Origin of the sequence: Nostoc sp. (assembly GCF_036916735.1) — a bacterium.
Lineage (GTDB): Bacteria > Cyanobacteriota > Cyanobacteriia > Cyanobacteriales > Nostocaceae > Nostoc.
In genome coordinates, this window is record NZ_JBALFV010000040.1 from 69220 (window position 1) to 87367 (window position 18148).

The 18148-nt window shown below is 41.0% G+C and carries 14 protein-coding genes and 1 pseudogene; 8 read left to right on the forward strand and 7 right to left on the reverse strand.

Annotated features, from left to right (window positions below; translation table 11 throughout):
* Window positions 1–276 precede the first annotated feature (276 nt).
* A pseudogene (locus V7L20_RS09745) lies at window positions 277–478 on the forward strand (magnesium transporter); the annotation flags it as partial.
* A gap of 126 nt (window positions 479–604) precedes the next feature.
* Here V7L20_RS09745 and V7L20_RS09750 read toward each other — a convergent pair.
* Window positions 605–862, reverse strand: coding sequence for a hypothetical protein (locus V7L20_RS09750; protein ID WP_334743875.1), 258 nt, complete (start codon window positions 860–862; stop codon window positions 605–607).
* A gap of 199 nt (window positions 863–1061) precedes the next feature.
* Window positions 1062–1934 carry an SDR family oxidoreductase gene (locus tag V7L20_RS09755; protein ID WP_334743876.1) on the reverse strand — a complete coding sequence of 291 codons (873 nt, stop codon included), beginning with the start codon at window positions 1932–1934 and terminating at the stop codon, window positions 1062–1064.
* 915 nt (window positions 1935–2849) lie between these two features.
* On the opposite strand from V7L20_RS09755, the gene V7L20_RS09760 reads away from it, so the two are divergent.
* Both V7L20_RS09760 and V7L20_RS09765 read left to right on the forward strand, forming a co-directional pair.
* Complete coding sequence (locus V7L20_RS09760) at window positions 2850–4451, forward strand: peptide ligase PGM1-related protein (protein ID WP_334743877.1); 1602 nt, start codon at window positions 2850–2852, stop codon at window positions 4449–4451.
* A 417-nt stretch (window positions 4452–4868) separates the two neighbouring features.
* Complete coding sequence (locus V7L20_RS09765; RefSeq protein WP_334743878.1) at window positions 4869–6011, forward strand: calcium-binding protein; 1143 nt, start codon at window positions 4869–4871, stop codon at window positions 6009–6011.
* 324 nt (window positions 6012–6335) lie between these two features.
* Here the strand turns inward: V7L20_RS09765 and V7L20_RS09770 are convergent, their stop codons facing one another.
* Window positions 6336–7139, reverse strand: coding sequence for an SAM hydrolase/SAM-dependent halogenase family protein (locus V7L20_RS09770; protein ID WP_334743879.1), 804 nt, complete (start codon window positions 7137–7139; stop codon window positions 6336–6338).
* Window positions 7140–7250: 111 nt separating this feature from the next.
* Here V7L20_RS09770 and pirA point away from each other — a divergent pair, with 111 nt between their 5' ends.
* Window positions 7251–7406, forward strand: a complete 156-nt coding sequence (gene pirA, locus V7L20_RS09775) for an arginine synthesis PII-interacting regulator PirA (protein WP_334743880.1) — start codon at window positions 7251–7253, stop codon at window positions 7404–7406.
* Window positions 7407–7627: 221 nt separating this feature from the next.
* Here the strand turns inward: pirA and aspS are convergent, their stop codons facing one another.
* Window positions 7628–9415 carry an aspartate--tRNA ligase gene (aspS, locus tag V7L20_RS09780; protein WP_334743881.1) on the reverse strand — a complete coding sequence of 596 codons (1788 nt, stop codon included), beginning with the start codon at window positions 9413–9415 and terminating at the stop codon, window positions 7628–7630.
* Window positions 9416–9795: 380 nt separating this feature from the next.
* Between aspS and V7L20_RS09785 the strand changes: the two genes are divergently transcribed.
* Complete coding sequence (locus tag V7L20_RS09785; RefSeq protein ID WP_334743882.1) at window positions 9796–10032, forward strand: hypothetical protein; 237 nt, start codon at window positions 9796–9798, stop codon at window positions 10030–10032.
* A 945-nt stretch (window positions 10033–10977) separates the two neighbouring features.
* Entirely contained in the window at window positions 10978–12219 is a 1242-nt protein-coding gene (gene gntT / locus V7L20_RS09790; protein WP_442943519.1) for a guanitoxin biosynthesis MATE family efflux transporter GntT, read from the forward strand.
* Window positions 12220–12311: 92 nt separating this feature from the next.
* Here the strand turns inward: gntT and V7L20_RS09795 are convergent, their stop codons facing one another.
* The 3 genes from V7L20_RS09795 to V7L20_RS32585 all read right to left on the reverse strand — a co-directional run bounded on the left by V7L20_RS09795 (window position 12312) and on the right by V7L20_RS32585 (window position 14734).
* Window positions 12312–14372 carry an FG-GAP repeat domain-containing protein gene (locus V7L20_RS09795; RefSeq protein WP_334743884.1) on the reverse strand — a complete coding sequence of 687 codons (2061 nt, stop codon included), beginning with the start codon at window positions 14370–14372 and terminating at the stop codon, window positions 12312–12314.
* 79 nt (window positions 14373–14451) lie between these two features.
* Window positions 14452–14607 carry a hypothetical protein gene (locus tag V7L20_RS09800; RefSeq protein ID WP_334743885.1) on the reverse strand — a complete coding sequence of 52 codons (156 nt, stop codon included), beginning with the start codon at window positions 14605–14607 and terminating at the stop codon, window positions 14452–14454.
* Window positions 14594–14734, reverse strand: coding sequence for a hypothetical protein (locus V7L20_RS32585; protein ID WP_442943520.1), 141 nt, complete (start codon window positions 14732–14734; stop codon window positions 14594–14596). Before V7L20_RS32585 ends, V7L20_RS09800 begins: the two co-directional genes overlap by 14 nt.
* Window positions 14735–15248: 514 nt before the next feature.
* On the opposite strand from V7L20_RS32585, the gene V7L20_RS09805 reads away from it, so the two are divergent.
* Complete coding sequence (locus tag V7L20_RS09805) at window positions 15249–15644, forward strand: hypothetical protein (RefSeq protein ID WP_334743886.1); 396 nt, start codon at window positions 15249–15251, stop codon at window positions 15642–15644.
* A gap of 274 nt (window positions 15645–15918) precedes the next feature.
* Window positions 15919–17943 (forward strand): pentapeptide repeat-containing protein, encoded by a 2025-nt coding sequence (locus tag V7L20_RS09810; protein WP_334743887.1) that lies wholly within the window; start codon window positions 15919–15921, stop codon window positions 17941–17943.
* Window positions 17944–18148 lie beyond the last annotated feature (205 nt).

The window sequence follows — 18148 nt, forward strand, 5'->3', positions numbered from 1 at the left end:
CCATTTTTCCTTAGACTAAAAGCAACAACCTTGTTCAAACTGGCTAGACAAACAATTTAAACTTTACCGTCTAGAATGTCTCACGTAGATAATTGGCCAGGAGGCGATATCTAACACAAGCCGAAGAAGCGTCTACGTAGGGGTATTATTGGGAAGGATGTTAGGTAAGCTGTTGTGTTTTTAATTTGCACATTGAGACGGCAAAGGAGCAGAGCAAAGGTTTTGCAGGTTTTACTTCACAGATTATGAGGCAACTTCTAGACGCGACAGCTTATGATCGCTACTGTGTGGGCTTATTTTTTGCAAGGATGATTAGAAGTAGCGATTGCTTTTTTTAGCTTCTATCTCCGGTTCAGCACTGCCGTTTCTATTCCACTACCTTCGTTTAGATCCGGCATTAATGTCAGCACAATTCATTACTACAACAGTTGATGTCGTGGGCGTTTTGATTTACTTCAATTTGGCAAAAGTAATTTAAAAGTTATGAAAAAAGTCATTAGTCACTTGTACTGAGTGTTGCCGTAAAACCTGCGGCATGCAGCTTCTCGTAGAGAAGTATTAGTCATTGGTCATTAGTGAAGAATAAAGCACAAATGACTAACTTTTACAATTCTGATTCTGTATCTGGAGCAACAATTTCGCCAGTACCTAATTGCAGTATCAAGTCCTGCTCAGTAATCAATCCACTAAGTTCTTTCACTTGTAAATTCATGTCTTCACAAGCTTGTCTGAGTTCTCGTGCAAATTTATTGAGGTCTTCACCATAGCCACATTGATAAGCAGCAGTTTCAATTCCTTGTTTGGCATTTGCTCTAGCACAATCTACCAGTTCCGTGCCATGCAGTGGTGTAGGAGATGCCATAAACGTACTTATTATTTCTTAAATGTTTGCTGTTAGATAGAGTATCAATATTACCACATTTATTCATCCCTCTAATGGAAGACCATCAGGGTAGAGTTAAAAGTTAAGAGTTAGGAGTTAAGAGTTAAAAGTTAAGAGTTATAAATTAAGAAGATATCTGTTATAACTAATCCAAACTCCAAACTCCTAACTATTTCACTTAACCATTGACAACATCTCCACCATTTACATGTAACACTTGTCCAGAGACATAAGAAGCATCATCAGAGGCTAAATATACATAGCTAGGAGCAACTTCTTCTGGTTCTCCGGCACGTTGCATTGGTACTTGTTTACCAAAAGTTTCAACTTTCTCTTCAGGAAAAGTTGAGGGAATTAAAGGTGTCCAAATTGGCCCTGGCGCCACAGCATTAACGCGAATTCCTTTAGATACCAAATTTTTTGATAAGGAACGAGTAAAAGCAACGATCGCACCTTTTGTAGAGGAATAATCTAGTAGCTGTGGATTACCTTTATAAGCTGTTACCGATGTAGTATTGACGATAGAACTGCCTGCTTGTAAATGCTTGAGTGCAGCCTTAGTCATGAAAAACATCGAGAATATATTGGTGCGGAAAGTTCGCTCTAGTTGTTCTTTGGTGATTTCTTCGATACTTTCTTTGGGATGTTGTTCGGCGGCGTTGTTGATCAGAATATCCAGTTTGCCAAACTCCCGAACTGTTTGTTGAATAGCTTGCTGACAAAAAGTTTCATCGCCAATATCGCCTGCAATGGTTACTGCACGACGTCCTTGTTTTTCTACCAATTGTTTTGTTTCTTTGGCATCATCGTGTTCATTGAGATAAAGAATTGCCACATCTGCACCTTCTTTAGCAAATGCGATCGCTACAGCACGACCAATACCACTATCTGCACCCGTAATCAATGCTACTTTATCTTGTAACTTACCACTACCCCGATATTGGGCATCATCTGCTTTGGGTTTTGGTGTCATTTCTGATTCAACACCTGGTGTTTCTTGCTGCTGTGGCGGTTGTAATTTTTGCTCTTTTTGCTCTTTTGATTTAGCCATAGGTTTTGTCTCGGTAATTTAATATTGGATGTTAGGAAAAGCCTTTTCCAGTCTCTAGTACACGTCGGCGGAAATAAATCTACCATTTCATTACAGCTAGAAAGCCCAGAATTAAAAGCATGGCTTTTGACTTTCACTTTACAGGACTAGTGCCCATTTAAAAAATTATCTGTTATCAGTTATCAGTTAAAAAATGCAACTCAATTGGGAGCCTGATAACTGTTCATTGTTCACTTATAACTGATTTAAATCCCCAATAGAGTTACCGTGATAACTGATAACTATTGACTGTTCACTGATTTAAAAGTAAACCTTGGATCGAAACTTCAACCCAAGGTTTACTTTTTACTTTGGCTCTCACTAGTCATTTGCAACTTTAGGCGTTTATAGTCTCCATGCTTCCCAAACGTACTTATGACTGGCAATTGTACGCGACTTACATTATTTATCCTTACACTTTACACACACTATTCACCTAATCACAAAAAACAAGTACATAACTTTCATAGGACAAATAATTTATGCTTTTCATCTGCTTTTAAGTTAACTATTATATCGCTGTAGTTTATCATTCTATAGAGGTAAAATAAGCTGAAATTTGCTCAACCTTAAGAGGTAAAATAAATTAAATAAATTAAAGTTAATAAAATTACTCAATTAATCTATAATCATTGATTATACCTCAAGAAATGAACCATTTTCGCTAAATGGAAATCAATATTTATACTTTCTGACTTCGTGGTTGCAAAAATACTTACTTTAATAGCATCGATTTTAGTTAATGTTAATATTTATTTAGACTGATATATACATAGTTGTCTTGTTGCAGACTAAAAGGTATTTGACGACTAGTTTGCATAATAGCCCAAAAGCCCCCATGGTGCGCTACATTGAGATTATTAGAGGGTAGGGATTATGGCAATACTAAATATTTCTGAGTCAGAGCAAGTTGAAAAGTTTCACCACTTACAATTAACCCTGAGCGATCGCTGGAAAACGAGCGAGTCATTTGACAATAATGAAGCGGATATTTTAATTATTCCCTCCCTGAGTATCGACCAGCGCGAACTCCAAAAAATCGAAGGCTGCGAACATTATGAAGAAAGATTACTATTTTCTTTAATTAGGTTACAGAATCCCCGAACTCGGCTGGTTTATGTAACATCAGTACCGTTGCATCCTAGTATCATTGATTATTATTTGCAACTATTGCCAGGAATTCCCTTTTCTCATGCTCGCAACCGTTTGCTGCTACTTTCTACTTACGATTCCTCCCTTAAGCCTCTGAGTCAAAAAATTCTAGAACGCCCCCGCCTGCTAACGCGGATTCATCAGGCTTTGAGGCTCGATAAATCATTTATGATCTGCTACAACTCTTCGTACTGGGAAGGCGAATTATCTGTAAAATTGGGTGTACCACTGTATGCTGCTGCACCAGATTTACAGATTTGGGGGACAAAAAGTGGCAGTCGGCAAATCTTTGCCGAAAGTGGAGTACCTTGTCCAGATGGCAGCGAAAAAGTTTGGAACCACACAGATTTGGCAGAAGCTACTAGTGATTTGTGGGAACGCCAACCGACATTAAAACGGGTAGTAGTGAAACTCAACGAAGGCATTTCTGGAGAAGGGAATGCGCTGCTAGATTTTAGACCAATTGAGAATGTAGCACCCGATAAAGGGACTCATGCCCAAAGGGTAGCAGCAATTAGCGATCGCTTCTCAACAATGCGCTTTCAAGCAAAACAAGAAACTTGGGACAATTTTTCTGGAAGACTTCCTGAATTAGGGGGAATCGCCGAAGCATTTGTGGAAGGGGAAATTAAGCGATCGCCCAGCGTCCAAGGAAGGATCACACCCAATGGCGAAGTGGAAATCCTTTCAACCCATGACCAAATTCTCGGAGGCCCAGACGGTCAGATATATCTTGGTTGTCGCTTTCCGGCTGATGAAAGCTATCGGTTGCAATTACAGCAATTGGGGTTACAAGTTGGGAGAAAGTTAGCAGAGAAAGGCACTTTAGAGCGATTTGGTGTAGATTTTATTGCCGTTGACAAAGGTAACAAAGAGTGGGATCTTCAGGCGATCGAAATTAACCTGCGTAAAGGCGGTACAACTCATCCATTCATGACCTTGAAATTATTAACGAACGGCCGCTATGACCTTTCCACGGGTTTATTTTATAGTCAGCAAGGTCGTCCAAAATATTACATTGCCACTGATAATCTGCAAAAAGAGCGCTATCAAGGATTATTACCTAATGATTTGATGGATATTATTGCTGAACACAGACTGCACTTTGACAGTGGTACAGAAACAGGTACAGTGTTTCATCTGATGGGTTGCCTTTCGCAGTTTGGCAAATTGGGATTAACCAGTATTGGTGATTCCCCGCAACAAGCACAAGACATTTATAACAAAGTCGTCAAAGTTCTTGATGAAGAAACCCGCAGCGAAAATCCTGATTTATCGGCGGTTTCAGATTATTCTTTTCCAGTGGTTTGGGATGAATATAGTTAAAGAATATTGTTTGCCACATTCTTTTATATCATGTCTGGGTAATTAGTTATGATTCCCATAGTCATTGCACCCCACCTTGCCAAAGCTTTGAAATTGGCTCTCCTTCTCCCAATTTTGGGAGAAGGGGTTGGGGGAGGAGGGTAAGGCGATCGCGTTTCAAGATGTATTCTTTTGCCGTTAACCTGACTTGCTACCCGGATTTCTCAGTAAGAAGATGTAAAGTCTTGTAAAAATAATTCACTTTTGCATAAAACTCGCCTGCTCAAGCTAGAGATAAAAATAGAGGGAAAGTAAACTTCTGGAGTGCTAAACATCCTCTTAAGCATTCAAGCTTGATTTCAAATACCACTAACAGCAATTTGAGAATTGAATTGATTGCAAAAGTAGTGAAAAAATTGATTGAGTCAGGTAAAAGTTATGGCAAATATAATTGAAACCAAGGGTAACCTGTTCGTTGGTGGCGATGGCAATGATAATTTCTCAATCGGTGGGTATCAATATGACCCCGACGCCTTCGGCTTTAGACCATATACTTCATCAGCCAATAACACCCTCAACGGTGGCGCTGGTGATGATGACTTGAGTGTTCAGGGTTCAGAAGGCGATAACCTGCTTAATGGTGATGCTGGTGACGATACTCTTGACACCAGTTATCTATTGGTAGGCGATAGTGGTCCATACCTTATTCCCTCCGAAGGTAATAACACCCTCAACGGTGGCGCTGGTGATGATCGCTTGTATGCTAACTCTTCATCAGGCAATAACTTGCTCAATGGTGACGATGGTAACGATTCTCTCTTTAGTTATGGCTTCTTCCAGATAGAGCAGGGTAGATATTATGACATTGTTCCTGGCAATAACACCCTCGACGGTGGCGCTGGTAATGATACGTTAAATATTGACTATTCAACAGGTAATAACGTACTCTCTGGAGGCGATGGTAAAGATACGTTGGATATTGGGTATTCAACAGGTAATAACGTACTCTCTGGAGGCGATGGCAATGATTCTCTTAGTACCTCTGGCGGTTACGGATACAACGGCGGACTCCCAGAAGTGTATCGTGAGGCATCCGGCAATAACACCCTCGACGGTGGCGCTGGTAATGATACGTTGAATATTGACAATTCAAGTGGTAATAACGTAGTCTCTGGAGGGAATGGTAATGATTCTCTTAGTGCCTCTGGTGCGTTAGGCAATAACACCCTCAACGGTGGCACTGGGAATGACACCCTAATAGGAGGATCTGGTACTGATACCTTTGTTTTCAATAGTTTTAATGAAGGCATTGATAGTCTTTATGGCTTCAACGCGACCAATGAAGTTATTCAAGTATCGGCTGCTGGTTTTGATTGCAGATTATCAATCGGTTCACTTAAGGCAAATCAGTTTACTATTGGAACATCTGCAACCACTTGCACTCAACGATTTATCTATGACTTCACCACAGGTGCGCTGTACTTTGACCGAGATGGTAGTGGGGGTAGTTTTTCTCAAATACAATTTGCACAACTATTTGGTGGAGTTTCACTAACCGAAAACAATTTTGTGGTTGTTTAATTACAGCAGTATTTAGAATTCAGAAGTAATATGTGTCCGGTTAAAGACTTACAGCACTTTGCAAGTAACTGAGGTATAAAATGCAGAAATTAAAATCAGTAGACTGAAAAGTTCTGCGTTAGCGTAAAGCCTACGGCATAGCTTCGCTTACCGCGCAGCGTTCCGCAGGAAAGCTCACTGAAAGTATCGTATCTAAAAAATTGATAATGCGACGACATATTCCATCACCTTTTGGGACTTTAGGGAAAAGTGCGACGCCGAATAGCCCATCGGAGATATTGCTTTTGATGTTTCTCTTGATGTAGCACTGACTAGGTGCAGTATTTAACTTAGCACAACTTGAAGCGTTTCTTGCCAATCTAACTGCAACTTTGAGTGAGCATTGCCGCTATTAATGGCAATTTCTACCCAGCCGTGACTGCCAACTAAAGCTATTATCTCTCCCACCTTGACATCACTGTAAGTTTCACAGCCTGGTATACTCAATCCAGCGACTTGCACACACCAAGTTTTGCCTTGTACGTAACTCCCTGCAATGTTGCTCACTAAGTTGCCAAAGTGGTCAATATATTGAATGCAACCCACTACACCAGTGGTTGTTTGCTTGCACTCGCCTATATCCAGTTTTACCAAACTTGCTGGATCAATTTCTTGTCCTAGCTGTTTGAGGGGAATACCACTAGCAAGACTAGCTCCCACTGGTGCAAAGATATCTCTACCGTGAAAAGTCATGCTTGGTTGAGAAGTTCGCCAATAGTTAAGATTTGTTAGTTCAACGGCTGCGATCGCTGGACTTTGACTGAGTACCCCACTGAATATACCATTATCTGGGCCGACGAGAAACCCTTGAGCAAATTCTACTGCGATCGCTCGTCGCTTGCTTCCTACACCCGGATCTACTACTGCAACATGCACTGTTCCAACAGGGAAATAGGAATAAGCATTCATCAGGGAAAACCTGGCTGCGGCTATGTCTTGCGGCGGAATTTGGTGCGTTAAGTCTACCACCGTCAGTCTGGGATTGATTTGGAATATAACACCTTTCATTATGCCTACATAAACATCGCGATCGCCGAAATCGCTCACTAAAGTCACAAGTGACTGTTGACCTATATGCCTCTGAAACATGTTTTTGCTAAAACATACATAAACTAAGAAAATTCTGTAGCAACAGCTACAAAATATGTGTTATGTTAAGAATACAAGATATAAAGCAAAAAATTAAAGAGGGTAATCACTATGAATCAAAGTAGACTACAAAGTGCCAGAAAGACACAAGAAGCTCACAGAGAGAATATTCAAAAAAGCCTAGAACATCGCTTGCAAGTAGCTAGAGCAAAAGGTGACGAACAGCTGATTCATCAACTGGAAGCTGAGATGAGGTATTCTAGCTAAACCAAATTTTCAATGTTCTTAGTTTGTTGTGTAACCCGCTACGGCGGGTTTTTTTTGTATTTAAGGTATTTCCTGACAATTTCGCTCTTACAGCCTTTTCAATTAATTAAATTACCCCACTCCCCAGTAGAGACGCTATTAATCGCGTCTCTCATATTCCCCATTCTCCACCTTTACACTTCCGGTTCAACACCTAAGGCTCGTAACTATTCCCTAGTTTACTAAGACTTTGGTTTATAAATCGAAGCAACGTACAATTCTTTCAACTGTTTAGCATCTACACTCGAAGGTGCATCTGTTAACAAACAACGTGCTTGTTGTGTCTTCGGAAAAGCAATGACATCTCGAATGGATTCTTCGCCAGCTAGCAACATTACCAAACGATCTAAACCGTAGGCAATGCCACCATGCGGTGGTGTACCATATTCAAATGCTTCCAAGAGAAAGCCAAATTTATTTTTTGCTTCTTCTGAAGATAAACCGATCGCTTCAAACACTTGCTGTTGAATTTCTCGCTGATAAATCCGCAGACTTCCGCCGCCAACTTCTACGCCGTTGAGTACTAAGTCGTAAGCTTGAGCGCGTGCAGTTTTTAAGTCGCTCAAATCATCAGGATGGGGTGCTGTAAATGGGTGGTGGAGTGCTTCTAGACGCTTTTCGTCAGCATTCCACTCGAACATCGGGAAATCTGTAATCCAGAGTAAGTTGATTTTTTCTGGATCGATTAAGCCAAATTCTCTAGCGATCACTTGCCGTAATCTATCTAATGTCTTATTAACTGTACCAGCATCACCAGCCCCAAACAATAGCAAATGTCCAGCTTTTGCACCTGTACGACGTAAAATTTCTGCTTTTTGTTCTTCACTGAGGTTATCTTTTATCGCACCAATGGTGTCAATTTCGCCATCATCTCTGACGCGGATATAAGCTAAACCTCTAGCACCGGCTTCGCTGGCTTCTTTAAATAAGTCGCCGCCTGGTTTAATGCGGACATTAGAAATTACATCGTTACCGTTGGGAATGGGTAAGATTTTGACGATACCACCATTGATAACAGTGTCCCGAAAGACTTTGAAACTAGAGTCTTTGACGATATTTGAGACATCAACTAATTCCAAACCATAACGGGTATCTGGTTTATCACTACCGTAGCGTTCCATCCCCTCAGCGTAAGTGAGGCGGGGGAAAGGACGCTGTAACTCAACGCCTTTAACCATTTTGAAGATATGGCAAACTAAATTCTCATTCAGTTCGATGATTTCTTCTTGGGACATGAAGCTCATTTCCATGTCCAACTGGGTAAATTCTGGTTGTCTGTCGGCACGTAAATCTTCATCACGAAAGCAACGGGCTATCTGATAATATCTATCTAAGCCGGATACCATCAGCAATTGTTTAAATAGCTGGGGTGATTGCGGCAAAGCATACCATTCACCAGGATTGACGCGGCTGGGTAGAACATAATCCCGCGCCCCTTCTGGGGTTGAACGGGTAAGTATTGGGGTTTCGACTTCGATAAAACCTTCCAAATCTTCCAGATAACGACGCATGGCTTTGACAATTTGATGACGCAGTTGCAAATTTTGCGCCATGCGTTCGCGTCGCAAATCCAAATAACGATATTTCAGCCGTAAGTCTTCCCGCACTGTCTCGGTGTCAACTACGGAAACTTGGAAAGGTAACTGTTTGCCAACAGCATTCAGGAGTTGAATTTTATCAGCGTAGATTTCTACCTCGCCTGTTGGGATGCGGGTATTCAACGATTCTTCGGGACGTTGTGTTACCCTACCAGTGATTTCGACAACATATTCATTTCGTAGGGCATTCGCCTGTTCGTAAGAATCTGGGGTGCGTTGCGGATCGCTGACGATTTGGACAATTCCAGAGCGATCGCGTAAATCTAAAAATATCACACCACCGTGATCGCGGCGACGGTCTACCCATCCGTAAAAGGTAACTGTTTCTCCAATATGTTCTTTTCGGAGTTCGCCGCAATAGTGAGTTCGCATAAGTCTTAGTTATTGTTTCCGGGCTAGATTGGGAAGAAAATGTCAAAGCTTTCCCATTATCTAGCATCAATAGTAATTGTAGTAGTTCTAGTTGAAGAAAAAATCAAATAATTTCACATTATATATAAAGGTAAAAAAAGCCATAACACCCGAAGGCTGGGTTTTGCATACACAGGAAGGTAGAAAAGCCATGACACAGACAGTAGCAATCATGGAGCGATTACCAGTTTAACCGATGCCCATACTCGTTTCGGTTTAGTCCGAATTGAAAACGAGCTTTCCCAGAGTGGTCTGAAAGCTTACCTGAAATTACTGAAGCTGAAAAAATATCCCTAGATGTACTTCAGCGCAGATATTTATATCACCGCGCTGAAGGTGATTTGTTATATGGGACAGTGATGTTGTTAGTGGTGTCTCCCTTACTTGCACTAGCAGGATTTTATAATCCTCCTTTTAAAATTGCCGCAGAGTCATCAGTAGAGTTGGTGCTGGATGATGGAGAGGAACCTGGATTTCTCACTTGTGAGAAATCCAGGTTGAAGTGTGGTGACAAAAACTTCAACATTATTTACAAAAGCTTGAGTGTTGATAACAAACGTTGTAATACTAATCAATAACATTACAACATTAAGAAGAAACATTGTAATATTGATGACCAACATTACAACATTAAGAAGAAACATTGTAATATTGATGACCAACATTACAACATTAAGAAGAAACATTGTAATGTTAATGACCAACTTTGTAAGTTGGATAAGCCCAGGTTAATTATACTGGCGCTAACATTGATATTACTAATATGCGCTCCCTAAAAAATAGTAGTGTACGATACCGTTTTTGGAAGAATGGAAAAAAGCTGATGTCTGGGAGAAAAAAAACTCCACGCCACTTGCTCTGTGGAGTTTTTGGGCATCAGCAAGAAACTACCTGTTTGGCCAATGTTCTGCTTGGTCCAAGCGACGGGGAGAACAACCTCGTCCACCCACGGAGTGCGTAGAAAGACGAAGTCCAGGGATAGGTTTTCCGTCGCTTTGAATAAATGTATTAAATAATACTGTTTTTGAGCTAACAATCAGATTTGCAGGTATTTATCACACAGCGATAAGCTAAACTACATCTAGTTTGCATAATCTAAAATTGTACATTTATTGTGGGGTGGGCGTCTCGCCCGCCCAATATATGCTATATGCAAATTAAATGTGGAACAGCTTACCTTCTCTACCAGAGGCTACGCCAACGGTGAGCTTTCCTGCAAAACGCTGCGCGGTAAGCGAAGCTATGCCGTAGGCTTTACACTAACGCAGAAGTTTTCGGTCTACTCAGTGTTGCCCTGAGCTGCGTGAATACTCAAACACGCTTCAATTCTCCAGATATCTATTCAATTTTGATTCAAACTCACCTTTTATAGGTTAGCAATGGAGAAATTAAACTCGTTTTGGATGGTTGCATTAATATAGTATTGTTCAATAAATTCGATAATTTTACTTATTTTGGCTCCAAGTTCGGCATTCATTCGTCATTTTTTCAAACTTGCCTCAGTAAATGTACTTTCAAATTTAATGGTTCCGTTGGCTGGACTGTTAGATGTAATGTTTTTAGGTCATTTAACAGAAATTCGTCATTTAGCAGGTGTGGCACTAGCAACAATTCTGTTCAATTACATTTATTGGACATTCGGTTTCTTACGCATGGGTACAACTGGAATGGTTGCACAGGCAATAGGACGTAAAGATAATCAATCAGTTGTGTTGATTGGTTTACAGCATGGAATTTTAGCATTGATATTAGGACTTATTATTCTTATACTGCAACAACCTTTACAATTGTTGGGGTTTGCAATTCTAAGTGCAACGTTAGAAGTGAAAAAATCTGGTGTTGAGTTTTATAATGCTTTAGTTTGGGGTGCGCCAGCAACGCTAATTAACTTTGTCTTGATTGGTTGGTTTCTGGGACAGGCGAAAAGTAGTAAAGTATTGTTGCTTTCAGCCGTTAGTAACTGTGCAAATGTCTTACTTGATTATTTGTTTATTGTTCAATGGGGATGGCAAAGTAGAGGAGCAGGTTTAGCAACAGCTATCAGTCAATATTTCATGCTCATGGTAGGTATTTTGCTATGTTCTCAAGAAATTTCATTTAGACAAATACGCACTTTCAACAAAAAACTATTTGACCTGTCCGCCTTCAAGTCAGCCTTAATGCTCAATGGTGAAATTATTATTCGGACTTTTGTCTTGATCTCGACAATGGCGATGTTTACTAACTTGAGTTCAATTTTAGGAACTGAAATTCTAGCAGCAAATACTGTACTGATGCAAATCGTGGGCTTGGCAGCATATTTTATTGATGGTTTGGCATTCGCTACTGAAAGTTTGGCAGGAATTTATCAAGGTAGTGGTAATACTATTTCTTTAAAACAACTGTTACAAATTTCTCTAATCAGCAGTTTAATTATTGGGTTAACCTTTGCTGCTGTATTTATCTTTGCTCCAGAATTACTCTTAAGAGTATTGACTAATCATACTGAAATTATCAATAATTTGCGTTCTTATATTCCTTGGTTACTACCAGTTTTAGGATTTGGTTCGATTGCTTATGCACTAGACGGTTATTTTTTAGGGCTAACTCAAGGTCATATACTTCGCCAAGCTATGCTGCAAGCTACAGCGATCGGTTTTATTCCATTAGCCATCATAGCTTGGTATTTCCATAATAGTCATCTACTATGGTTATCAATGGCTTCATTTATGGCAGCAAGAACAATAACTTTAACATTGCGCTTGCCAACGACACTAAGTAAGTAATCATACCACAAGGCAAACTTATCTCAAGTCCTATTGGCTATCAATTTTATCTCAAAGTCTAGTTCCTTGTGTAATCAAAAACCTGTCTTGGCTCAAGACCAAATATTAGTATCAATATTAGCTAGACCCCTATTATCATTGAAGACGTTGACTAAATCATTTTTCCCGTCTGCGTTAAAATCGCCGACTAGCCATTTTTGAGTATCCACAAACCCGCCTTGGCCAGTTGCCAATCGCTGGATACTAAAACTCTCACCATTAGATAAGTGAATATCGATATTGGCTAGACCCCCATTATCATTGAAGACGTTGACTAAATCATCTTTCCCATCTGCGTTAAAATCGCCAACTAGCCATTTTTGAGCATCCCAAAAATTGCCTTGACCAGTTGCCCATCGCTGGATATCAAAACTTTTACCATTAGATAAGTGAATATCAATATTGGCTAGACCCCCATTATCATTGAAGACGTTGACTAAATCATCTTTCCCATCTCCGTTAAAATCACCAACTAGCCATTTTTGAGCATCCCAAAAATTGCCTTGACCAGTTGCCCATCGCTGGATATCAAAACTCTTACCATTAGATAAGTGAGTATCGATATCAGCTAGACCTCCATCATTGAAGACGTTGACTAAATCATCTTTTCCATCTCCATTAAAATCGCCGACTAGCCATTTTTGAGTATCCTCAAACCCGCCTTGACCAGTTGCCCATCGCTGGATATCAAAACTCTCACCATTAGATAAGTGAGTATCAATATTGGCTAGACCCCCATTATCATTGAAGACATTGACTAAATCATCTTTTCCATCTGCGTTAAAATCGCCGACTAGCCATTTTTGAGCATCCCAAAAATTGCCTTGACCAGTTGCCCATCGCTGGATATCAAAACTCTTACCATTAGATAAGTGAGTATCGATATTAGCTAAACCCCCATTATCATCGAAGACGTTGACTAAATCATCTTTCCCATCTGCGTTAAAATCGCCGACTAACCATTTTTGAGCATCCCAAAAATTGCCTTGGCCAGTTGCCCATCGCTGGATATTAGGAAAGTTTAAAGTACCACTGATAGAGTACTGCCCCAAACTGCCGTAATCCGTGTAGCCAGTTGAAAGAGGATCTTCTTTTCCTATACCATCAATTTTGAGGTAATAATTTCCAGCAACAACATTTGTTGTAATACTTGCAGATAGTAAATCTGTTGGATTGGACGATGCAATTAAGGTACCAGCAGAATTGTATAGTTCTGCCAAAATGTCTAAGTTTGGCCCTCGACTCGAAGGATTCACTATCAAGCTAATTAGACCAGTATCTGTGACAAAACTATAAAAATCTACATCTGTATTGCGCTCAATGATGCCACTATCAGTGATAGACGTACTAGAAATGGTTAGTAGCTTTGCTGTCGCAATTGTATCACCGCAATCATCAGCTCGGTAGGTGAACCCATTTTGAGTGGTAATAATTTGCAAATCATCCTCAGTATTGTTAGCAGAAGCATACTCGCCTTTACTCCACTGGGTTAGCTCCTGGTAATACGCTGTTCCCATGATCGGTGCCCAGCCAGTCTCTCCACTACCATGTCCTTCGTAGTATTCTTCAGCAGGGGTTATTCGTCCATCATGGTCGAGTCCCAGCGTATGACCTACTTCATGAGAGATACCATCAGCCGTATCCTTCTCATCACCGTTTATCATATTTTTAGCAAAAACAAAGGCAGGAGTATCACTATTCCAGTTGAAAGAACCAACTTTGGCGACTCCTCCCAGTCCTTCACCATACCAATCGTAACTGCTACCGCCGATCGCAACACGCACCCCCCAGCGAGTATCATCACTGCCGCTCTTAATCAGATCGTTAATATCTGCTGGAGCTTGCGTTGTGACATTAACATTAAACGGGCTGAAATCCTCAGCGACGCGCTGCCAGATATACTGAATTCTTTCAAGTTCAGCCGAGCTAAAGAATGCTGTATCGCCGTCGAGGTCGAAGGCAGGGGTGATAATGTTAGCCGGACGTTTACTTGTGTTCCAGGAAGTACCAGAGGTGATATTTCCGTCGAAATCTAAATAAATTGTCTGATTAGCTCCTAGTAAGCTGTTGAGGAAAAAAGTTTTAGACAGGTCTAAAAAAGCTGATACTGACATATAATTTCATCCTTAAAGGAAACCTCTATTAATTTCTCAATATCAAGCAGATAACTTTACGTGTTTTCCTATGCAATCTTTACAAAAAGTTATAATCTGCTCTCACCGATACTGGAAATATTTGCATTTCATCTCGCAGGATGGTATAAACTAACTGACAAACTGCTGTTGATATACCATAGCTAGTATTTCCTTTGCGTTCAAAAATGTTATAGCCTCGTTTACGAGTTAACATGTGCGTACTCTTGCTGAATTTGTTCTAGCGTTGCTCCTTGTAGTGTGGGAAATTCAGTTAACGGAATTCCCCCAATAAATGCACTAGACCAAACGACAAATTTACTGTCTCCATGCTCTCCAATCACATAAGCATGAACGTCTTATGGGAGCATTCAGTCGCTTTCCAAGTAGCGATGTCTACAACGGTCACTGAGCCTGTCCTGAGCGTAGCCGTAAAGCCTGCGGCATAGCTACGCTTAAGGCGAAGCCTCTCGTAGAGAAGGGCGCAGTCGTTCGCGCAGCGTCTCGTAGAGAAGTGCGGGCTACGCCTACGCAATCCGCGTGTAAGTACATTCACTCTTATTGTTAACGATAAGTATGATTGAATTCGGTGCAACTCGATCCAATTCTTTGAGCGTCAAACGTATAATCTGTGCATTGTCGCTCAATGTATCTAATTGGTAAGTAGAGATGTAGAGAGTAATCTTTGTATACTATATAGGGGAATAAAGACAGCGATCGCCTGGTATGGATGTAAGCAATGCAACGCTTGATAGTAAAGTCATTGTAAAAGCAAGCTAGAACGATTTACCAGCCTTGGAGAAATTGCAGGGGAAAAAGTTTTGAGTGAGTTGTTTGCTTTGTATTCAGAACCAGTGAGTGATTCGGCTGAATTCGGTCAAAACACTAAGTTGGCAAGCACAACTTGATGGCGCATACTTTGTTTTGCCTGGAAATCACGAGAGATATCGCTCCCGTCACGAGGTAGACCGCTCCCATAACTTGGGGAACTGCTCCCGTCACGAGGTAGACCGCTCCCATAACTTGGGGAACCGCTTCCGTCACGAGGTAGACCGCTCCCATAACTTGGGGAACCGCTCCCGTCACGAGGTAGACTGCTCCCATAACTTGGGGAACCGCTCCCGTCACGAGGTAGACCGCTCCCATAACTTGGGGAACCGCTCCCGTTACGAGGTAGACCGCTCCCGTCACGAGTTAGACCGCTACAGTTGCAATATTAATAACTACAGCTTAAGTATAGTGACAGCAACTTAAATATTGCTGATGATAACTTAAGCATTCAAAGGTAAGGGCGCACAGTCATGCGCCTATACCGCGTGTTGCATCCAAAATTTTTGTATTTTCCTTATTTTGCCAAAATCCGAAATATTGCACAGCAAACTTGTATAAAATCTCAGTGATACCAATTCTCTAAAATCCGTCACCAGATCAAAACCCCCAAACCTAGATTTTATCTGACTTTCTTAATTACGAATTACGAATTACGAACTTGTATTGAGCGCAGTCGAAATATTACGAATTACGAATTATGCCGCCAGACTACTCCGGTCAAAATCTCCGAGGTCGCTCTTTTAAAGGTCAAAACCTGACTGGGGCAAACTTTAGCAAGGCAGATATTAGAGGAGCAAACTTTACCAACGCGATTCTTAAAGATGCTGACTTCACAGGTGGTAAGGCTGGACTACAGCGACATTGGACTATTGGGTTGCTTATAGCCTCATGGCTGCTATCGGTAATATCAGGGCTTTTCTCAATCTTTGTTGGTTTAATAATCGCATATATTTTTGATATCAAAAGCACTCAAAACGTCATCATCGGGATAGTTTCCCTAATTGTGATACTGGTTTTTTTTATTATTACCATTCGTAAGAGTCTAACAGCAGGTTTAGTAGCCGGAGCCTTCGCCTTCGCCTTCGCCTTCGCCGGAGCCATAGCCGGAGCCATAGCCATAGCCGGAGCCATAGCCTTCGCCATAGCCTTCGCCTTCGTCGGAGCCATAGCCGGAGCCATAGCCGGAGCCATAGCCGGAGCCTTCGCCTTCGCCTTTGCCATAGCCGGAGCCATAGCCTTCGCCTTCGCCGGAGCCGGAGCCGTAGCCTTCGCCGGAGCCTTTACATTATTTAGCGCTTACATTGGCTGGCGTAGTTTAACGGGAGATGAAAAAGATGCTTGGATTCGCTCATTTGCTCTCGCCTTTGCTGCGACAGGTGGAACTAGCTTCCGCAATGCCGATTTAACCGATGCTGATTTTACTGGTGCAATCCTGAAAAACACAGATTTTAGAAAAGCAAACCTAACACGCACCCGTTTTTATGAAGCAAAAAAACTTGACTTTGCCAGAGTTGACGACACCATATTAATTAAGTTAGCTGTTATAAAATTACTCGTCACTGGTAATGGTCGAGGAAAATCTTATGCTCGTGCAAACCTGAAAGGCGCTAACCTGATAGGTGCAGATTTAAAAGAAGCGAATCTAAAAGACGCTTATATTAGTGAAGCCACCTTTCAAGGAGCTTGTTTAGAAGGGGCAAACCTGACTTTAACTCAAGCTGTAGGTACTAACTTCACCAGCGCCCAAATGACAGGTGCTTGTGTGGAAGCGTGGAATATTGAAAGTACAACTAAATTAGATAATATAGATTGTCGCTTTATCTATCTTTTAGAATATCCCAAGCCTGAAACAGACGACCGCGAACGCCGTCCTAATAGTGGCGAGTTTCAACCAAGAGAATTTACCAAGCTATTTGAAGAGGTTTTAAATACTGTTGATTTAATTTTCCGTGATGGTATCGACTGGAAAGCTTTTGTTAACGCCTTCCAAACAGTACAAAATCAAAATGAAGACACAGAATTAGCTCTACAGAGTATTGAAAATAAAGGTGATGGCGTAGTAGTCGTTAAAGTTGGTGTATCTGATGGTGCTGATAAAGAAAAGATTCATAGTGATTTTGCACAAAGTTATCAACTGGCATTGCAAGCTGTAGAAGAAAAATATAAAGCATTATTACAAGCTAAAGAAGAGGATATAGCTTTTCATCGCCAACAAAGTGCAAAGATTCCAGAGATGATTATGTTGTTAGCAAAGCAATCTATTAATGTTCAAGTTGACAATAAAGTAGAGAATAAAAATATGACTAATAGCAATGATGCTAGCCGTAAAATTGAAATTGGCAGTGTTGGCAGAGACTTTAATGCTAGTGGACAAGCTTTAAATTTGGGTGATATTAGCGGTACGGTAACGAATACCATTAACCAGTTACCAACGTCTCCCGAACCTGAGAAACCGGGAATTAAGGAATTGTTGACGCAATTGCAAGCAGCGATTGAGGCTGATACAAATTTACCGCAAGAAGATAAAGCTGAAGCATTAGAACAAGTGAAAGCTTTAGCAGAAGCGGGGAAAAGTCCTCAAGAGGGGGCGATGCAAAAGGCGGCGAAAACGGCTATGAAGATTTTGAAAGGGACAATTTCTAGTTTACCCAGTGCTACAAAGTTGGTTGAACAATGCAGCAATCTATTGCCGTTGATTTCAAATTTTTTGGGTTTAGGGTGATTCGCCCGTGATTCACTTTGACCTCTCTTTCATTCCTCTCTCCTAAAAGGCTACGGTGTACACATAAGTCTGAAACAGTTCACTCATCTGAGTTTAAGCCTAAGTTTTACCCCTCCCTAACCCTCCCCTTTCCAAGGGGAGGAAACTGTATTTCTAGTTTCCCCCCTTGGAAAGGGGGGATTAAGGGGGGTAATTCGTTTTACAA